Raw genomic sequence first — 15763 nt, forward strand, 5'->3', positions numbered from 1 at the left:
ATCAGACACCGTCTGAATTTGCAGCGGGCTGGAGAAAGGGTCATTCTGAGAATGAAGATTCCGACGTTACTAACTGAGTGTTGTATCTAATCGTGGGGGCAGGTCATCCTGGCAACGAAGGAGGACGCCAGATCCTGCTGGGCAATATGCTGAAGACCATCACCGCAAATGGCACAAAGACACAGCAACTGGCGGAAGAGGATATTGCTGAGGTCCTGAGAACCCGTTTTGCGCTGACGGCCGCGTAACGGATCGGGGGACAATTTCGCTTTCAGCACAGACCGGGTTTTATACGCTGTGCCGGTTGCGTAAACCGTCCCCCCACTGTAATAACAGACTGAACGACGCGGGCAGTACCGTGAGTGTGACCAGCGTCGCGACCAGCAACCCCCCGATAATGGCATACGCCATAGGTCCCCAGAATACCTGGTGCGAGATGGGGATCATGCCCAGAATGGCGGCACAGGCGGTCAGACAGATAGGTCTGGCCCGGTGCTCTGCGGCTGCGATAATGGCGGCATCGTTCGTCATCCCCTGAGCCAGATTGCTGTCAGCTTCGCCGAGCAGGATCACCGCGTTACGAATGATCATGCCCGCCAGCGCGATCACGCCTAGCAGGGCGACGAACCCCATCGGTGTTCCACCCGGCAGCATCGCCAGAACGATGCCCGGTAAGCCAAACGGGGCCATGAACAGGGCCAGAAACATCCGGGAATAGCGTCGTAGCTGAAGCATCAGCAATAACAACATAATGACCAGCGTCACCGGAAGAACGGTAAAGACAGAGCGGTTTCCTTTATCGGATTCCGCAACCGCGCCGCCTTCCTCAATACTGTAGCCCGCAGGCAAACGGGCACGCAGTTTATCCACTGCCGGGCGCAGCGCGGCGGAGACGACCTCGGCTCTGAGTCCCGGCGCAAGGTCAGTTTGCACGGTGATAAACGGCAGGCGCTGACGACGCCAGACAACCGGATCGTCCACACCCCAGACCGGCGTTGCGACAGCACTGAGCGGAATTTTTTTGCCATCGTTCCCCTCAACGGTCAGTGACGACAGTGTGGCCAGATTAAGACGTTCACTGTCTCTGGCGCGGAGCACCACATCCACCAGCCGGTCATTATCCCGTATTGAGGTCACGACGCTGCCGGACCAGACCGTATTCAGCGTCCGGGCCAGACTTTCTGACGACACGCCCGCAGCCCGGGCCGCCGTCTGATTCACCTCAAGGGTAATCACTCTCTCCGGTTCACCGGCGGTCTGGTTGACTTCACGTGAGAGCGGTGACTGGCCAATCACTTCCGTCAGGTGATTCGCCAGCGCCCGAACCTTCACATAGTCCGGCCCGCTAACCCGGTATTTGATTGGCCAGCCGACCGGGGGGCCGAGCTCCAGGGGCGATACGCGTGTGATGATGTCGCTAAATTGCGTCGCCAGTATCTTGTTCAGCTGTGCGTGCAGACGGTCGCGGGCGGCGAGGTTTTTCGCGACCACCACCAACTGGGCACTGTTTTCATTCTCCAGCAGCACATCCATTGGCAGATAAAAACGGATGGCGCCCGATCCCACGTATGTTGAGTAATGATCGATATTGCTATTGCCTGCCAGCGCCTTCTCCAGCTTTTCGGCCTCTCTTTGCGTTTCCGACTGTGAGGCGTTGGCCGGAAGCGTCAGGCTCACCAGCAGCTCTGGTCTGTCGGAAGCGGGAAAAAACTCGCCTTGCATAAACGTCGTCCCGTACAGGGACAAACCCAGTGCGGCAAGGGCACAAAGCACGGTGGTGAGTCGGTGGCGCAATACCTTACGCAGCAGCCAGTGATACCCGCGTGCGAGCCGCCCCGGGCCGGAGGCATGATGCCTGACGTTCTCCGGCAGCAGCCATGTTCCGGTCAGCGGTGAAAACAGGATCGCGACCACCCATGAACACAGCAGGGCAATCAGCACGACCGCAAACAGAGAAAAGCAGTATTCACCCGCGCTGGATGCCGCAAAGCCGACCGGAATAAATCCGGCGATCATCACCAGTGTGCCGGTGAGCATCGGGAATGCCGTCGTGGTGAACGCCCGGGTTGCCGCTTGCCGACGGGAATCGCCAGCTTCCAGACGAGAAACCATGGTTTCCACGGTGATCATGGCGTCATCCACCAGCAGACCCAGCGCAATAATCAGTGCCCCGAGCGAGATGCGCTGCAAGCCAATCCCGGCCAGCATCATTCCGGCGAAGGTCATGGCCAGAACCAGCGGGATTGCCGCAGCCACAACCAGCCCCGCCCGTAGCCCCAGAGAGACAAATGAAACGGCCAGGACGATAACCACCGCTTCAATAAGAACCCTGATAAAACCACTCACCGCGTCGCTGACTACCGCGGATTGATCGGCGACCTTCACCATCTCGATACCGTGCGGCAGCCCGGCGCTGAGGGCGGCCACTCTTTGATTCAACGCGGCGCCAAAGCGCAGCATATTGCCTGTCGGCGCCATTGAAATCGCCAGCCCGATAGCCGGTTTTCCGTTAACCCGGAACGCCGGTGAGGGCGGTTCGGCGCTTTTCCGGGTGAGGGTGGCAATGTCAGTCAGGGGGATATAACGATTGTTAATATGCAGCGTGACCGCGCGTAAACTCTCCTCTGAGCTGAGCGCACCGCTGACGTGGAGTGCGATGTTCTCCTGCCCCGTGCGTATGATGCCCGCCGGGACGACTGCATTCTGCGCCCTGAGCGCCTCCGCCACCTGCTGAATATCCAGACCCATCCCCGCCAGACGGGCCGGGGAAAAGGTCAGAACCATCTGTTCCTGCTGTTCACCCAGCAGGGTGGTTTTGCCGATATCCGGCAGGGACATCAGCTCCCGACGCAGTGTCTCCACCCGATCCCGAACCTCCCGCAGGGTATAGCCTTCGGGGATGAAGCCATAAATTGTGCCGAACGTGTCGTCAAATTCGTCGTTGACATCAGGGCCCTGAACGCCTTCTGGCAGGGACGGGGCGATATCCTGCATTTTCTTCCGCACCTGGTACCAGATATCCGGCACCGTTTGCGGCGGCGTATCATCGCGCAGGTTGACATGAATAACGGTGCGTCCTGCCCGGGTTTCGCTTTCGATATAATCAAGCCAGGGGATCTCCTGTAACTTTTTCTCAAGCGTATCCGTCAGTAGGCGAGTCGTGTCCGCTACCGATGCCCCCGGCCATTGCGCGGAGACCACGGCCGTTTTGATGGTAAACGCCGGATCTTCGTTGCGCGGCAGGCGCTCGTAACAGAACACGCCCATCGCCATCACTAGCAGCATAAAGAAACTGACCATCTGCTGATTTTTAAGCGCCCAGGCGGAGAGGTTAAATGTCTCTTTTGTGCTTCTCATGTTCATGGCTGCTCCTCCCCGGCAATCACCTGTTCTCCTGAGCGTAATTTGCTCACGCCAGCCGTAATCACCCTGTCACCGGGCGCAAGACCGGAGGCGATGATGACGGAGGAGGCCGTGTAACGTGCAGGCACAACCACGCGCAGTTGCGCCTGAGATTGCCGGTTGATTACAAACACAGCGGGCTTGTCTGCGTAACGACTCAGTGCCGACGCAGGAAGGACGTAACCGCACGCGGCACTGGAGGGCAGGGTTACGGTGACGCTGGCACCCAGTGCCATGGCGGCGGGCGAGTTGTTCAGGGTGGCTCTGACCCGCCAGGTACGGGTCAGGGGATCGGCCTGAGGCGTGATATCGCGTAACAGAGCTGAAGCATTGACCGTCGGGTCGCTGAGCAAGGCGACGCGGAATTCGGCCTTATCCGGTGAGGGGATCTCATCAGGCGCGGCAACATCAAACACCACATCGCGGGCTTCACCGGTCGCCAGCGTCAGCACCGACTGGCCTGCGCTGACAATCTGGCCCGCAGAGGCGCTGACCGCGGTAATGATGCCTTCCTTCGGCGAGAGAAGGCGGGTCCAGCCCAGGCTTTCCCGGGCGTTGCGCAGTGCCGCCTCGCTACTTTTCAGACGCGCGCTGGCGACAAGCCAGTCTGCACGGGCTGTGTCGAGTTGTGTGCGGGCTATAGCGCCGGTGGACATCAGCGTTTGCATTCTGTTGACGTTGAGCGCGGCAATCTGCGCTGAGGCTTTGGCACCCTCATAGTCAGCGGTGGCCGCGTCGAGCTGATTTTGTCCGGTGGTATTGTCGAGGGTCGCCAGCAGTTGCCCGGCGGTAACCCGATCGCCAATATCGACGACGCGCGTGAGGATCCTGCCCCCGGTACGGAAACTCAGCGTCGTCTCATCATGGGCATGGATCTCACCGGTTCTTTCCAGTGCTGGCAGCGTTTTCGCTGAACCCACCACACTGTAGCGTACCGCCCGCACGGGGGGCGGCGTGTTTTCGTGTTTATCGCCGCAACCGGTTAGCGGGAAGATAGCCAGGGCAAGTATCACCAGGGGAATAAAGTGTAGCCAGGAAAGGGTGCGCGCCACGCTGTATACATGATGCAGGCTGTGGCGGAGGGAGAGAATGAATTCGTCTGACATAACGCCGCTCCAGAAAAGGGATGGCGTTATTTAATCGGCTGTTCATCGAGAAAGATTCGATGTTGTGTCAAGGGTTTATCAAGAGCGGGAATTTTCCTCGTCACAAGCGCGCCAGGGCAGTTGGATGCGCACCAGAAGCCCTCCGGTTTCTGGTAATGACGCGCTAATACTTCCCCCATGCGCCTGACAAATCGCCTGCGCAATTGATAAACCGAGGCCGCTGCCACCGGAGTGCCGGGCGCGTGATTGTTCCTCGCGGCTAAATCGCTTAAACATGTCCGGTAAAAAGTGCTTTGATACACCCGGACCGTCATCGGCGAATTCGAGGGTGTACTGCCCCTGGGCATAATGCAGGGCCACCTCCAGATGGCCTCCCTCGCATCCGTAGCGGAGTGAATTCTCCATGAGGATCGTAAATACCTGTCCCATACGGAACGCATCGCCTCTGAAGGGGCATGCGCGCGGGTTACGCAACGTTATCGTAAAATTATGCGCATCGGCCTGCGGGGTTATCCAGTCTGCCCGCTCCTGAATCAGCTCATCCAGACGGAATTGCCTGTCTTCAAGCACAAGATTTCCCGCATCAGCCAAAGAGAGAAGGTGCAATTCATCGGTCAGCCGGTTGAGGTGCTGGAGCTGTTTCATCACCATCCCCAACTGCTCCGGGGTGGCGTCAAACACGCCGTCCATCATACCCTGCAAACGCCCAATGGCTGCCGTCAGGGGAGAGCGCAGCTCATGTGCCATGGCAACGTGCGAGGCGCGCAGCTCCTTTTCATAGCGAGCCAGTTGTCCGGTCATGGTATTAAAGTCAGCCGCAAAGCTGATCATTTCTGCGGGCGCATCTTTCACCAGCTCTGCCTGTCGGCCAAACTGTCCATCGGCCACATCTTTGGCCGCATCACGAAGACAGCTGAACTGCAGCGCCAGAGGACGTGCGTGCTTAAGTCCCATTACCACAATGAAGGGGATCATCACCAGCACCAGCAGAGCCACGGTGACCCAGTCAGCCGAGGCGATAGATGGGGTGGAATAACTGAGCCCCCACCAGCTGTCTACAATATCGTGAAAGCGGGCCGGGTTTGACTGCGGATTCTGGCTGAGCGTGAGAAACTCCTGCCGGACCGCTGCGGGCATTTTGCCCATTATCCAGTAGTTCTGCACGGCGTAACGCAGCCACATACAGGCTGCTATAACAATCACGCTGCCAATCGCCAGCGCCAGGATGCGCGCGCAAATCCAGCGCCAGAGGGAGGAATGACGGGTCTTTATCATGGCTGTCTGAACCTGTAACCCACGCCGCGAACGTTAACCAGCACGCCGGAAAGACCCGCGGCTTCGAGTTTTTTACGCAGGTTATAAATATGGGTATCCACCACCCGCTCCAGGGCCTCGCTTTCCGGCAAACAGTGCTCCAGTAAATATTGACGGGAAAAAGGACGCGAAGGTGAACGCATCAGCGTGGTCAGTAGCGAAAATTCCGTTGGGGTCAGATCCAGAACCCGCGGCGTGTTGTCATCATTGATGATGCTCGCCACAATGGCCGTGACATCCACCTCCAGCGTCTGCCAGCGAAGGATCTCTTCTTCGCGCGTGTTTTTATTGCTCCGGCGCAGCACCGCCTGCACCCGTGCCACGACTTCACCTGGATGATAGGGTTTAACGACATAGTCATCAGCCCCGTATCTCAACGCGCCGATGCGATCGGGCGTATCGCCCATAGCCGTCACCATGATAACGGGCACATCGCTTTTGCGACGCAGGCTGGCCAGCACCTCAGTTCCGTTGAGTCCGGGAAGCATGACATCCAGCAAGACAAGATCGGGTTTCCAGCGTTGCGCCATCTCCAGCCCGGCCAGCCCGTCCCCCGTGACGTTCACATCGTAATTTTCACGGCGTAAATAGGCTTCAAGTACGCCAGCCGCATCGGCATCATCTTCAATAATCAGCACCCTTCTGGACAACATCTGTTCACCTTGACCGTTTCTTAACACTATCCCGACTATTCATTGATTTAGCCAAATCATACTGCGCACAACGTAGAAGTGGAGACCAGTATGATAGCGAGAAAAAAAGCCCTGTATATGACCGTTCCGTTTCTGATGACGGCAGCATCCGGCGTACACGCCGATGAGGCACAAACGTCTTCCGACTATTTGACGATTGGGGCAGGAGGACGCTATGCGCCTCGTTATTCAGGCTCTGACAAGCAGGTATGGCAAGGGGTTCCTGTTTTACAGGTGCGCAAAGGTGCATTCTTTATTGATGCGCAGAAAGGCATTGGATATGACCTGCAAAATGACAGCGGCGTGTACCTTGAACATACGCTGGGTTACGACCTGGGGAGGGCGGACGAAAACGCCAGCTGGCGCGAGGGAGCGAATAATCTGAAAGGGATGGGAGAGATCGATACCAGCCTGAATACCGGGCTGGCGGTCGGCTGGCAAATCACTTCCTGGCTGAGTGTGGAAGGCAAAGCGACCCTGCCTGTAACGGACAGTCAGGGGGTAAACTACCAGGCCTCTGTTACGCTGCTCCCTCTACAAACCAGTCAGGACACGATTGCTTTTCAGTCTGCATCCCTGTTTGGCGACAGCCGTTACCTCAATACCTGGTATGGGGTCAGTCAGCAGCAGAGTCAGCGCTCCGGTTATAGCCGTTATTCAGCGCCCGGTGGATTCTACGGTATAGACAGCAGCCTGACATGGAGTCATCAGTTCGATACCCATTGGGGCACGGTACTGAGTGCCGACTACACCTGGCTTGGGGAGCATGCAAATAACAGTCCGATCGTATCGCGACGTAACGAAGGCGCTGTCACCGCCGCCATCACCTGGACATTCTAGTGTGGAGGTGAGAGATGCGATCTTCCTCGGCGTAGCCGGGGTAATCATTACGGCCATCTATGTCATTACCTGGTACGTCTATGTATACGGGTGAACAGAGCTGGCCGGAGCGAGAAAATTCCTGGAAGATTATTTCTTCTTGTTCATCATCGCTTTCAAATCAGCAAACGGATTAAAGGTGGCCACACCCACATCTTTTTGCGCGTCTTCTCCCGCGACAACGGTGGTGCCGTACTGATCCGCTTCGGTGTACTTCGAGTGTTCATGATCGTGGCAAAACAGGCATAACAGCTCCCAGTTACTGCCATCTTCCGGGTTATTGGTATGGTCGTGATCGATATGGTGAACCGTCAGTTCCCGAAGGTTGGAATAGACAAATTCCCGTGAGCAGCGCCCACAGACCCATGGATAAATTTTTAATGCTTTTTCACGGTAGCCGCTTTCCAGCCGCGCGTAGTTTTTAGGGATCAGAGCCATTGCCGGTTTTACCTGCCAGGAAAAGAGTGAGCGAAATTATATCCCATTATGGAACGCAATAGCGATCTGCTCAGGTCAGTCAATTTATTTGACGCTTTCCGTTAAATAAACGGCATTTATTGTTGCCCGGTAATGCGTAGAGTAGAAGAAACGCAACACATTCTCAGGATTACCCCTTATGAAAAAGATCGGATTTTTATCATTTGGTCACTGGACGCCGTCGCCACAGTCCGGTACCCGAACCGCAGCGGACACGCTGCTGCAGTCCATCGACCTGGCCGTGGCCGCTGAAGAGCTGGGTGCCGATGGCGCTTATTTCCGTGTGCACCACTTTGCCCGCCAGCTCAGCTCGCCGTTCCCCTTGCTTGCGGCGATAGGCGCAAAAACCAAAAACATCGAAATCGGTACCGGCGTGATCGACATGCGGTATGAAAACCCAATGTACATGGCGGAGGATGCCGGGGCGGCGGATCTGATCTCTGGCGGGCGTTTGCAGCTGGGAATTAGCCGCGGCTCGCCGGAGCAGGTGATTGATGGCTGGCGTCACTTTGGCTATGTCCCGCAGGAAGGGGAAAACGAATCGGATATGGCGCGTCGTCATACCGAGGTGCTGCTTGAGATGCTGCGCGGAGAAGGGTTTGCGAAACCAAACCCGCAACCGATGTTCCCGAACCCGCCGGGCCTGCTGCGCCTGGAGCCTCATTCCGAAGGTTTACGCGACCGCATCTGGTGGGGCGCCGGTTCAAATGCAACGGCGGTCTGGGCCGCAAAACTGGGCATGAACCTGCAAAGCTCAACGCTGAAAGACGATGAAACCGGCGAGCCGTTCCATATTCAGCAGGCAAAACAGATCCGCGCGTATCGTCAGGCCTGGGCTGAGGCGGGCCATACCCGTCAGCCGCGCGTGTCGGTGAGCCGCAGTATCTTTGCCCTGATGGACGATCGTGACCGGATGTATTTCGGGGCCAGCCGCAACGACAGCGATAGCGTGGGCTATCTGGATGAAAAAACGCGGGCGATTTTCGGGCGCAGCTATGCGGCAGAGCCCGACAAGCTGGTTGAACAATTGAAGCAGGACGACGCGATAGCCGAAGCGGATACCCTGTTACTGACCGTACCGAATCAGCTTGGCGTGGACTACAACGCGCATGTGATTGAGTCGATCCTCAAACATGTGGCGCCAGCAATGGGCTGGCGCGAGTAAGTTAACTGACGGGTTGCTCAGCCTCTGTGGCTCATATCGCTCAGCAGTACGGCGATACTTTGCCCGCCCGCCGTCTGCTCAAGCGCTATCTTGACGATGATGGTCAGCGGAACGGAGAGCAGCATGCCAACGGGGCCGAGCAGCCAACCCCAGAATATCAGGGATAAAAACACCACCAGGGTCGAAAGCCCGAGCCCGCGTCCCATCATGCGCGGTTCAAGAATGTTTCCGAAGACCAGGTTAATCACCAGATAACCGGCCAGCAGAATCAGGGCATCATACAAACCACTGAAAACCAGCACCTGCAGAATAGGCGGGATGGCCGCCAGCACGGAACCGATGTTGGGAATATAGTTAAGCGCAAAGGCGAGCAGTCCCCAGACGAACGCAAACCGCACATCCAGCGCAACCAGCATGCCCCAGACAACACACCCGGTGACGAGACTGATCGCCGTTTTCAGCACCAGATAGCGGGAAACACTGTCCAGTGCACGCTGAATCGCGCCCATGCCTTCCACCGGCCGAACCATTATATGCTGTAGTTTGGCAGGCAGTTGCGGCACCTCCAGCAGCATAAACACCACGGTTAAAAACAGCAGGAAAATAGAGGTCATGGCGTTGGAGAGCTGCGCCAGCAGGCTGGTGACGAGGGTCATGGCTGCGTTGGGATCGATATACTTCAGCAGTTCCTCAACGGAGACCTCAATGCCCGCGCGCTGCAGCCAGGGTTCAATCTGCAACAGCGGTATCACCAGCGACGAGCGGTATTTCGGCAGCGTGCGCGCCAGTTCATTCAGGGATGTGCCCAGATAAGCGACCAGCAGCACCATCGCAATAATAATGATGCTGATGAGCAGGGTGATCGCCAGCACGCGCGGTATGCGTATCCGCACCATGCGCTGAACCAGCGGGTTAAGGATCACTGCAATAAACAGCGCCAGAATAAAAGGCACGATAATATCGGCGGCAAAACGAACGCCCGTCAGGATGATCACCAGCATACCGAGCATGGTGACAATCTTGAGGCCGTTCAGGGTAATGATGGGTTTAGCCATGGCAATTCCTGCGTATTTTTTTATTTATAATAAAGGCGAAAGGCGTTTAATAAACTAACCAAAATCAAACGGCCTCGGTAAAGAATTGAAAAGACTTTGAGTAAAATCCTGGCTTATGGTACAAATTTAGCGTGTTTAACTACCGAGGACAATTTTGATCCGCAAAGACGAGAAGCAACATCGCGGATAATTGTAATTTTATGGACAATTTGTTCAGGACGTATTCTTCAAACCATACTGCTGTATTCTCCACCTCTTTCTTCCTTCTGTCCGGTGAGCAACACTGGCGCAACGCGCTATAGTCACGTCTTCTGCCTGAGCTGGCGCCATGCGCTTAGCTATCTGATTTTATTTCCTTTTTTGGGTTTGCTGTTCGCAGCGAGCCGCGATGGATTATATTCTCAAGCAGGAGAAAAACATGTTTTACTGGATTTTATTAGCCCTGGCTATTCTCGCTGAAATTACCGGCACGCTGTCTATGAAATGGGCAAGCGTCAGCGATGGCAACACCGGTTTTATTTTAATGCTGGTGATGATTTCGCTTTCCTATATTTTCCTCTCGTTTGCGGTGAAGAAAATCGCGCTGGGGGTGGCTTATGCCCTCTGGGAAGGTATCGGTATTTTGTTGATTACGCTGTTCAGCGTTTTGTTATTTGACGAAACCTTATCAACAATGAAGATCGCCGGATTGACGACGCTGGTAGTCGGGATTGTGCTGATTAAATCGGGTACACGTAAACCGACAAAACCGCAGAAGGAGCAGACCCATGCAGCAGTTTGAATGGATCCACGCGGCCTGGTTGGGGTTCGCCATTGTTCTGGAAATTCTGGCGAACGTGTTTCTGAAATTCTCTGATGGTTTTCGCCGTAAAGTTTACGGTCTGATGTCGATTGCCGCTGTGCTGGGGGCGTTTAGCGCCCTGTCTCAGGCGGTCAAAGGTATCGATCTGTCTGTAGCCTATGCCCTGTGGGGCGGGTTTGGTATTGCCGCGACCCTGGCAGCAGGGTGGGTGCTCTTCGGCCAACGGTTAAATAATAAAGGCTGGATCGGCCTGGTATTGCTGCTGGCCGGTATGATTATGATAAAACTCGCCTGATGACGTCAGGCGAGGCGGCGCTGGCCTGTTATTGTGCCAGCGCTTCCAGCTTGTCGCGAAAACCGGTCACCGAGAGAGCACGGTTATCCGCGCGCCATCGGTCTTTGGCCGCCGGGGCTGAACTCTGCACACCAATCAACTGCCAGCCGTTATCCGTTTTCAGCATCAGCGGTGAGCCGCTGTCGCCCGGTAACGTATCGCACTGGTGAGAGAGCACGCTGTTTTGCGCCCAGCCGGTCACAATGCAGTCGGTGTGGGTATACAGCGTATCCAGATGATCGACCGGATAACCGGATTGCGTCACCTTGCGATCGACGGCTTTCAGCGCGGCGGTCAGCGCGGCTTTATCGCCATCAAACAGGGGCAGAGGAGTGATTCCAGAAGGCGGGTAGCGCAAAATGATGAGACCGAAATCCCAGGAGGCCGCAGCGGGCGGGACTATCCAGCCGTCGCCGTCCGGTTTCAGGCGCTTACCCAGCGAAGGGTCAACCCGGCCTTCAATCCCGTGAATTTCATAGCGCCACATCCCTTTCTGAGACACAAATCGCAGTACCACGGCTTTGTCGGGTTTGCCGTCCGGCGGCGTCAACAGGCAATGGCCTGCGGTCAGGGCAAGCTGAGGGGTAATCAGCGTGGCGGTGCATAAGTTACCGCTGGCGGTTTCCAGTTGCCCGATGGCATCCCACGGGGCCTGGGTAGGATCGGCGACACGCGTACGATCATCATGACCGAAAAACAGCGTTTTAAGCTCTTTCGCGCTAATGGTGTCATCATCGCCATCATCCGCATGCGCGAATCCAGAAAAAAGAGCAAACGTTCCCAGTAATAACACAACAGATTTACGCATATCACACTCTGGTGGGGGTAATTATGATTATTAAAAGTGAACCCTATGAAAATACTATAGACGGGACAGCGCTAAAGTGGGAGTAAAATCAGCGTGCTACGATCAGGAAAGATAAAACTGGCTTGCGATGAGCGCGCATAAAATAAGCAGGATAAGGATCAACTCAAACCGATAGCGTCGCAGCATACGCCCTCCGGATAAAAAAACGGCGCTGTATTGAAAGGTTCAGCGCCGGTTTACCAACGTGCCCCGAAGGGCACGGTTTAGCTTGTACTCTTACGCAGCTGGCTGAGCAGCTGGTTTAGCAGCTTCGTGTTTTACTGCTTTTTTGTGATGCTTTTTAGCGGCCTGAGCTTTCTGCTCTACAGCGGGTTTAGTCGCTTTTTTGTGGTGCTTTTTGGCGGCCTGTGCTTTCTGCTCAACAGCAGGTTTAGCGGCGTCTTGTTTTACGGCTTTTTTGTGGTGCTTTTTAGCCGCCTGCGCTTTTTGCTCAGCAGCAGGTTTAGCGGCTTTGTGATGTTTCTTGTGGTGTACCGTTTTTGCCGGTGCAGCGGTGGTTGCAGCAGGTGCAGCGGCAGCTGGAGCAGTTGCAGTAGTCTCAGCAGCGAACGCAGCAGAAGACAGACCCATAGCAGCGGCAACAACCAGAGCTAATACTTTATTCATGTTCATACCCTCGAATTTGGTTTTTCATTTAACCCCACTGCGGGGCCGTTGAAATAACTATATCCCTGTAAATTCGGGGTTTCCGTGAGTGATTGGTATCGGCGTGTAACCGTTTGTACAACGCCGGGGCTTTCCCCGGCGTGGGTCATTACAGGTAACGCGAGGTCAGGTGTTCACGGAAGTAGCGGATATTCAGATCTTCTCCCGTCGCCTGGGTGATCAGCTGTGATGTGGTAAACCGGCTGCCGTGTTGCCAGATGTTCTGGCGCAGCCAGTCAAACAGGGCCGACAGATCCCCGTCAGCGATAGAGGCTTGCAGACCTGGCAGCGCCGTTTTCGCGGCATGGAACAGCTGCGCGGCGTACATCGCCCCCAGCGTATAAGACGGGAAGTAACCGAATCCGCCGTCGGTCCAGTGGATATCCTGCATACAGCCGTTGCGGTAGTTGTCTTTGGTGGATAACCCGAGCCACGCCTGCATTTTCTCATCCCACAGGGCCGGGATGTCCTCCACCTCGATATCGCCATTGATCAGCGCCCGCTCAATCTCATAGCGCAGCACCACGTGTGCCGGGTAGCTCACTTCGTCGGCATCGACGCGGATATAGCCCGGCTTCACGCGCTGGTTCCAGGCGATAAAGTTCTCTTCGCTAAACGCCGCCTGGCTGCCAAAACGGGCATGAACGGCAGGGAGGAGATGTTTCAGGAACGCCTCGCTGCGGCCAAGCTGCATCTCAAAGAACAGACTCTGGGATTCGTGGATTGCCGTTGAACGCGCCAGGGCAACGGGCTGACCGGCCCACGCGCGCGGCAGGTTCTGTTCGTAGCGCGCGTGTCCGGTTTCGTGGATCACGCCAAACAGGGCGCTGAGGAGTTCATCTTCGTCATACCGCGTGGTAATGCGCACATCTTTCGGCACGCCGCCGCAGAACGGGTGCGCGCTCACGTCCAGACGACCGCCGTTGAAATCGAAGCCGAGCATCTTCATGGCTTCCAGCCCCAGCTCACGCTGCGTTGCCGTCGGGAAGGGGCCCTGAGGCGGAACGAATGTCTGCCTGGACTGCTTGTCGACCACGTTTGCCAGCAGATCCGGTAGCCACGACTTCATGTCGGCAAAGAGCACGTCCAGACGCGCGCTGGTCATGTCTGGCTCAAAAATATCCAGCAGCGCATCGTAAGGTGAGCAACCTTTTGCCTCCGCGCGCAGACGCGCCTCTTCACGGCTGAGTTTTACCACCTCTTTAAGATTGGCGGAAAAGCCTTGCCAGTCATTGGCCGGACGCTGGGTACGCCAGGCGTGCTCACATTTGCTGCCCGCCAGCGATTTGGCTTCCACCAGCGATTCCGGCAGCAGAGAGGCCTGCTGATATTGACGCGTCATTTCACGCAGGTTGGCCTGTTCGACGTCATTCAAATCTTCACCTGCCGCTGCAGCCAGCCATTCACCCACTTTTTTGTCGGTCAGGATCTGATGTTGCAGGACGCTCATCTCCGCCAGCGCTTCACCGCGCGCGGCGCTGCCGCCGGGCGGCATCATGGTGAACATGTCCCAACTGGCGATGGAGGAGAGATGCGAGAAGCGGGAGAGACGCTGGAAGGTTTTCACAAGTGACTGATAGGCGGATGTTTTTTGCAATTCTTATTTCCTCTTGCCAGGGATGTGTTTCAGGGAGCATACAATGAAACAGACCAAATTCCCCAGCATTTCCCACACGGAGGAAATCTAAGCCGATCTCCTCCGTTGAAACCGTCTCCGGAATGCCGGGAGACGGTTTTCGGTGGTTACTTAGGTCTTATCACGCATAACCTGTTGCAAGATCGCCAGCGCCTGGGTGAACTGGGAATCCGGAATGGTCAGCGGATAAAGGAAGCGGATCACGTTGCCGTACTGGCCGCAGATCAATAACAGCAGGCCCTGGGCGAGTGCCTTTTGCTGGATCGCCTGTGCGATGGCGGCCGAAGGTGCACGGCTCTCGGGATCAAAAAACTCCGCCGCAATCATCGATCCTCTTCCCCTTATCGCCACGAGCGCAGGGAAGGTGCCCTGAATCTCTTCCAGGGTGGCTTTCAGTCGATCGCCCAGATGTCGGGCGCGGGCGCACAGTGACTCGTTGTCGATAATATTCAGCACCGCGTGCGCGGCGGCCACCGCCAGCGGGTTGCCTGCATAGGTCCCCCCCAGACCGCCGGGCGCCGGCGCGTCCATGATTTCGGCGCGACCCACCACGCCGGACAGCGGCATTCCGCCTGCCAGGCTTTTCGCCATCGTCATCAGGTCGGGCTTGTCGGCGTAGTGTTCCATGGCAAACAGTTTCCCCGTACGGGCGAAGCCGCTCTGTACTTCGTCGGCAATCATCACGATCCCGTGTTCATCACAGATACGGCGGATGGCGGCCACCAGATCTGGCGGGGCGACGTTGAATCCGCCTTCACCCTGAATGGGTTCAAAAATAATCGCCGCTACCTGTTTCGCCTCAATGTCTGCTTTGAACAGACGTTCTATCGCCGTGATGGCATCCTGCGTCGTGATGCCGTGCAGCTCCGAGGGATAGGGCACGTGATAAACCGACCCCGGGAAGGGGCCAAATCCCAGCTTATAAGGCGCGACCTTGCCGGTTAAGGCCATGGTCATATAGGTTCGACCGTGAAAGCCTCCTCCGAAGGCAATCACGCCCGGTCTGCCGGTGTGGGCCCGGGCGATTTTAATGGCATTTTCCACTGCTTCCGCGCCCGTTGTGAAGAATGCCGTTTTGGCCGGGCTCTGCACCGGAGCCAGCTCGTTAAGTTTTTCGGCTAATGAAACGTAGCTTTCATACGGCACAATCTGGTAGGCCGTGTGGGTGAACTGGTGAAGCTGTTTTTCCACTGCAGCCACCAGTTCAGGATGCCGATGGCCGGTATTCAGTACCGCGATCCCGGCGGCGAAATCAATATAGTCGTTGCCTTCCACGTCGGTAAGCGTGGCATTCTCCGCCGTGCGGGCAAAGAAATCACACATTACGCCTACGCCGCGCGGGGTGGCAGAAAGTCTACGCTGATGAAATTCCTGGTTACTCATGTCAG

15 protein-coding genes and 1 pseudogene are annotated in these 15763 nt (G+C 56.4%); 6 read left to right on the forward strand and 10 right to left on the reverse strand.

Annotation, left to right across the window (positions count from 1 at the left end; all coding sequences use genetic code 11):
- The first annotated feature begins 77 nt into the window (after nucleotides 1-77).
- Nucleotides 78-248 (forward strand): hypothetical protein, encoded by a 171-nt coding sequence (locus ACOTX3_RS22425; RefSeq protein ID WP_374208806.1) that lies wholly within the window; start codon nucleotides 78-80, stop codon nucleotides 246-248.
- Between the two features lie 40 nt (nucleotides 249-288).
- On the opposite strand, the gene ACOTX3_RS22430 is transcribed toward ACOTX3_RS22425, so the two are convergent.
- From ACOTX3_RS22430 to ACOTX3_RS22445, 4 genes are all read right to left on the reverse strand, one after another.
- A complete protein-coding gene (locus ACOTX3_RS22430; RefSeq protein WP_058679533.1) occupies nucleotides 289-3363 on the reverse strand; it encodes an efflux RND transporter permease subunit in 3075 nt (1024 codons plus the stop codon).
- Nucleotides 3360-4508 (reverse strand): efflux RND transporter periplasmic adaptor subunit, encoded by a 1149-nt coding sequence (locus tag ACOTX3_RS22435; protein WP_058679532.1) that lies wholly within the window; start codon nucleotides 4506-4508, stop codon nucleotides 3360-3362. Before ACOTX3_RS22435 ends, ACOTX3_RS22430 begins: the two co-directional genes overlap by 4 nt.
- Nucleotides 4509-4586: 78 nt before the next feature.
- A complete protein-coding gene (locus ACOTX3_RS22440) occupies nucleotides 4587-5783 on the reverse strand; it encodes a sensor histidine kinase (RefSeq protein WP_013096848.1) in 1197 nt (398 codons plus the stop codon).
- Nucleotides 5780-6475: a response regulator gene (locus ACOTX3_RS22445; RefSeq protein WP_013096847.1), complete on the reverse strand. Its 696-nt coding sequence runs from the start codon at nucleotides 6473-6475 to the stop codon at nucleotides 5780-5782. The genes ACOTX3_RS22440 and ACOTX3_RS22445 overlap by 4 nt, the downstream gene beginning before the upstream one ends.
- Nucleotides 6476-6565: 90 nt before the next feature.
- On the opposite strand from ACOTX3_RS22445, the gene ACOTX3_RS22450 reads away from it, so the two are divergent.
- Nucleotides 6566-7354 (forward strand): MipA/OmpV family protein, encoded by a 789-nt coding sequence (locus tag ACOTX3_RS22450; protein ID WP_013096846.1) that lies wholly within the window; start codon nucleotides 6566-6568, stop codon nucleotides 7352-7354.
- Between the two features lie 129 nt (nucleotides 7355-7483).
- On the opposite strand, the gene yajD is transcribed toward ACOTX3_RS22450, so the two are convergent.
- Nucleotides 7484-7831, reverse strand: a complete 348-nt coding sequence (gene yajD, locus ACOTX3_RS22455) for an HNH nuclease YajD (RefSeq protein WP_006808895.1) — start codon at nucleotides 7829-7831, stop codon at nucleotides 7484-7486.
- Between the two features lie 178 nt (nucleotides 7832-8009).
- On the opposite strand from yajD, the gene ACOTX3_RS22460 reads away from it, so the two are divergent.
- A complete protein-coding gene (locus ACOTX3_RS22460; protein WP_013096845.1) occupies nucleotides 8010-9035 on the forward strand; it encodes an LLM class flavin-dependent oxidoreductase in 1026 nt (341 codons plus the stop codon).
- Nucleotides 9036-9052: 17 nt separating this feature from the next.
- Here the strand turns inward: ACOTX3_RS22460 and ACOTX3_RS22465 are convergent, their stop codons facing one another.
- Nucleotides 9053-10090, reverse strand: coding sequence for an AI-2E family transporter (locus ACOTX3_RS22465; protein ID WP_127869184.1), 1038 nt, complete (start codon nucleotides 10088-10090; stop codon nucleotides 9053-9055).
- A gap of 131 nt (nucleotides 10091-10221) precedes the next feature.
- Between ACOTX3_RS22465 and ACOTX3_RS22470 the strand changes: the two are divergent.
- The 3 genes and pseudogenes from ACOTX3_RS22470 to mdtI all read left to right on the forward strand — a co-directional run bounded on the left by ACOTX3_RS22470 (nucleotide 10222) and on the right by mdtI (nucleotide 11187).
- Nucleotides 10222-10392 (forward strand): annotated as a pseudogene (locus ACOTX3_RS22470) (hypothetical protein).
- Between the two features lie 116 nt (nucleotides 10393-10508).
- The gene (gene mdtJ, locus ACOTX3_RS22475) at nucleotides 10509-10871 is read left to right on the forward strand and encodes a multidrug/spermidine efflux SMR transporter subunit MdtJ (protein WP_029882799.1); all 363 of its coding nucleotides are present in this window, start codon (nucleotides 10509-10511) and stop codon (nucleotides 10869-10871) included.
- Nucleotides 10858-11187, forward strand: coding sequence for a multidrug/spermidine efflux SMR transporter subunit MdtI (gene mdtI / locus ACOTX3_RS22480; RefSeq protein WP_013096842.1), 330 nt, complete (start codon nucleotides 10858-10860; stop codon nucleotides 11185-11187). Before mdtJ ends, mdtI begins: the two co-directional genes overlap by 14 nt.
- A 28-nt stretch (nucleotides 11188-11215) precedes the next feature.
- On the opposite strand, the gene ACOTX3_RS22485 is transcribed toward mdtI, so the two are convergent.
- The 4 genes from ACOTX3_RS22485 to puuE all read right to left on the reverse strand — a co-directional run bounded on the left by ACOTX3_RS22485 (nucleotide 11216) and on the right by puuE (nucleotide 15758).
- Nucleotides 11216-12034, reverse strand: coding sequence for a trypsin-like serine peptidase (locus ACOTX3_RS22485; protein ID WP_013096841.1), 819 nt, complete (start codon nucleotides 12032-12034; stop codon nucleotides 11216-11218).
- A 276-nt stretch (nucleotides 12035-12310) separates the two neighbouring features.
- A complete protein-coding gene (asr, locus tag ACOTX3_RS22490) occupies nucleotides 12311-12700 on the reverse strand; it encodes an acid resistance repetitive basic protein Asr (protein WP_013096840.1) in 390 nt (129 codons plus the stop codon).
- Between the two features lie 148 nt (nucleotides 12701-12848).
- Complete coding sequence (locus ACOTX3_RS22495; RefSeq protein ID WP_127869185.1) at nucleotides 12849-14336, reverse strand: carboxypeptidase M32; 1488 nt, start codon at nucleotides 14334-14336, stop codon at nucleotides 12849-12851.
- Between the two features lie 150 nt (nucleotides 14337-14486).
- Nucleotides 14487-15758 (reverse strand): 4-aminobutyrate transaminase, encoded by a 1272-nt coding sequence (gene puuE / locus ACOTX3_RS22500; protein ID WP_038980440.1) that lies wholly within the window; start codon nucleotides 15756-15758, stop codon nucleotides 14487-14489.
- Between the last annotated feature and the right edge of the window lie 5 nt (nucleotides 15759-15763).

This window comes from Enterobacter cloacae complex sp. IR5384, assembly GCF_049237265.1.
GTDB classification, from domain to species: Bacteria; Pseudomonadota; Gammaproteobacteria; order Enterobacterales; family Enterobacteriaceae; genus Enterobacter; species Enterobacter cloacae.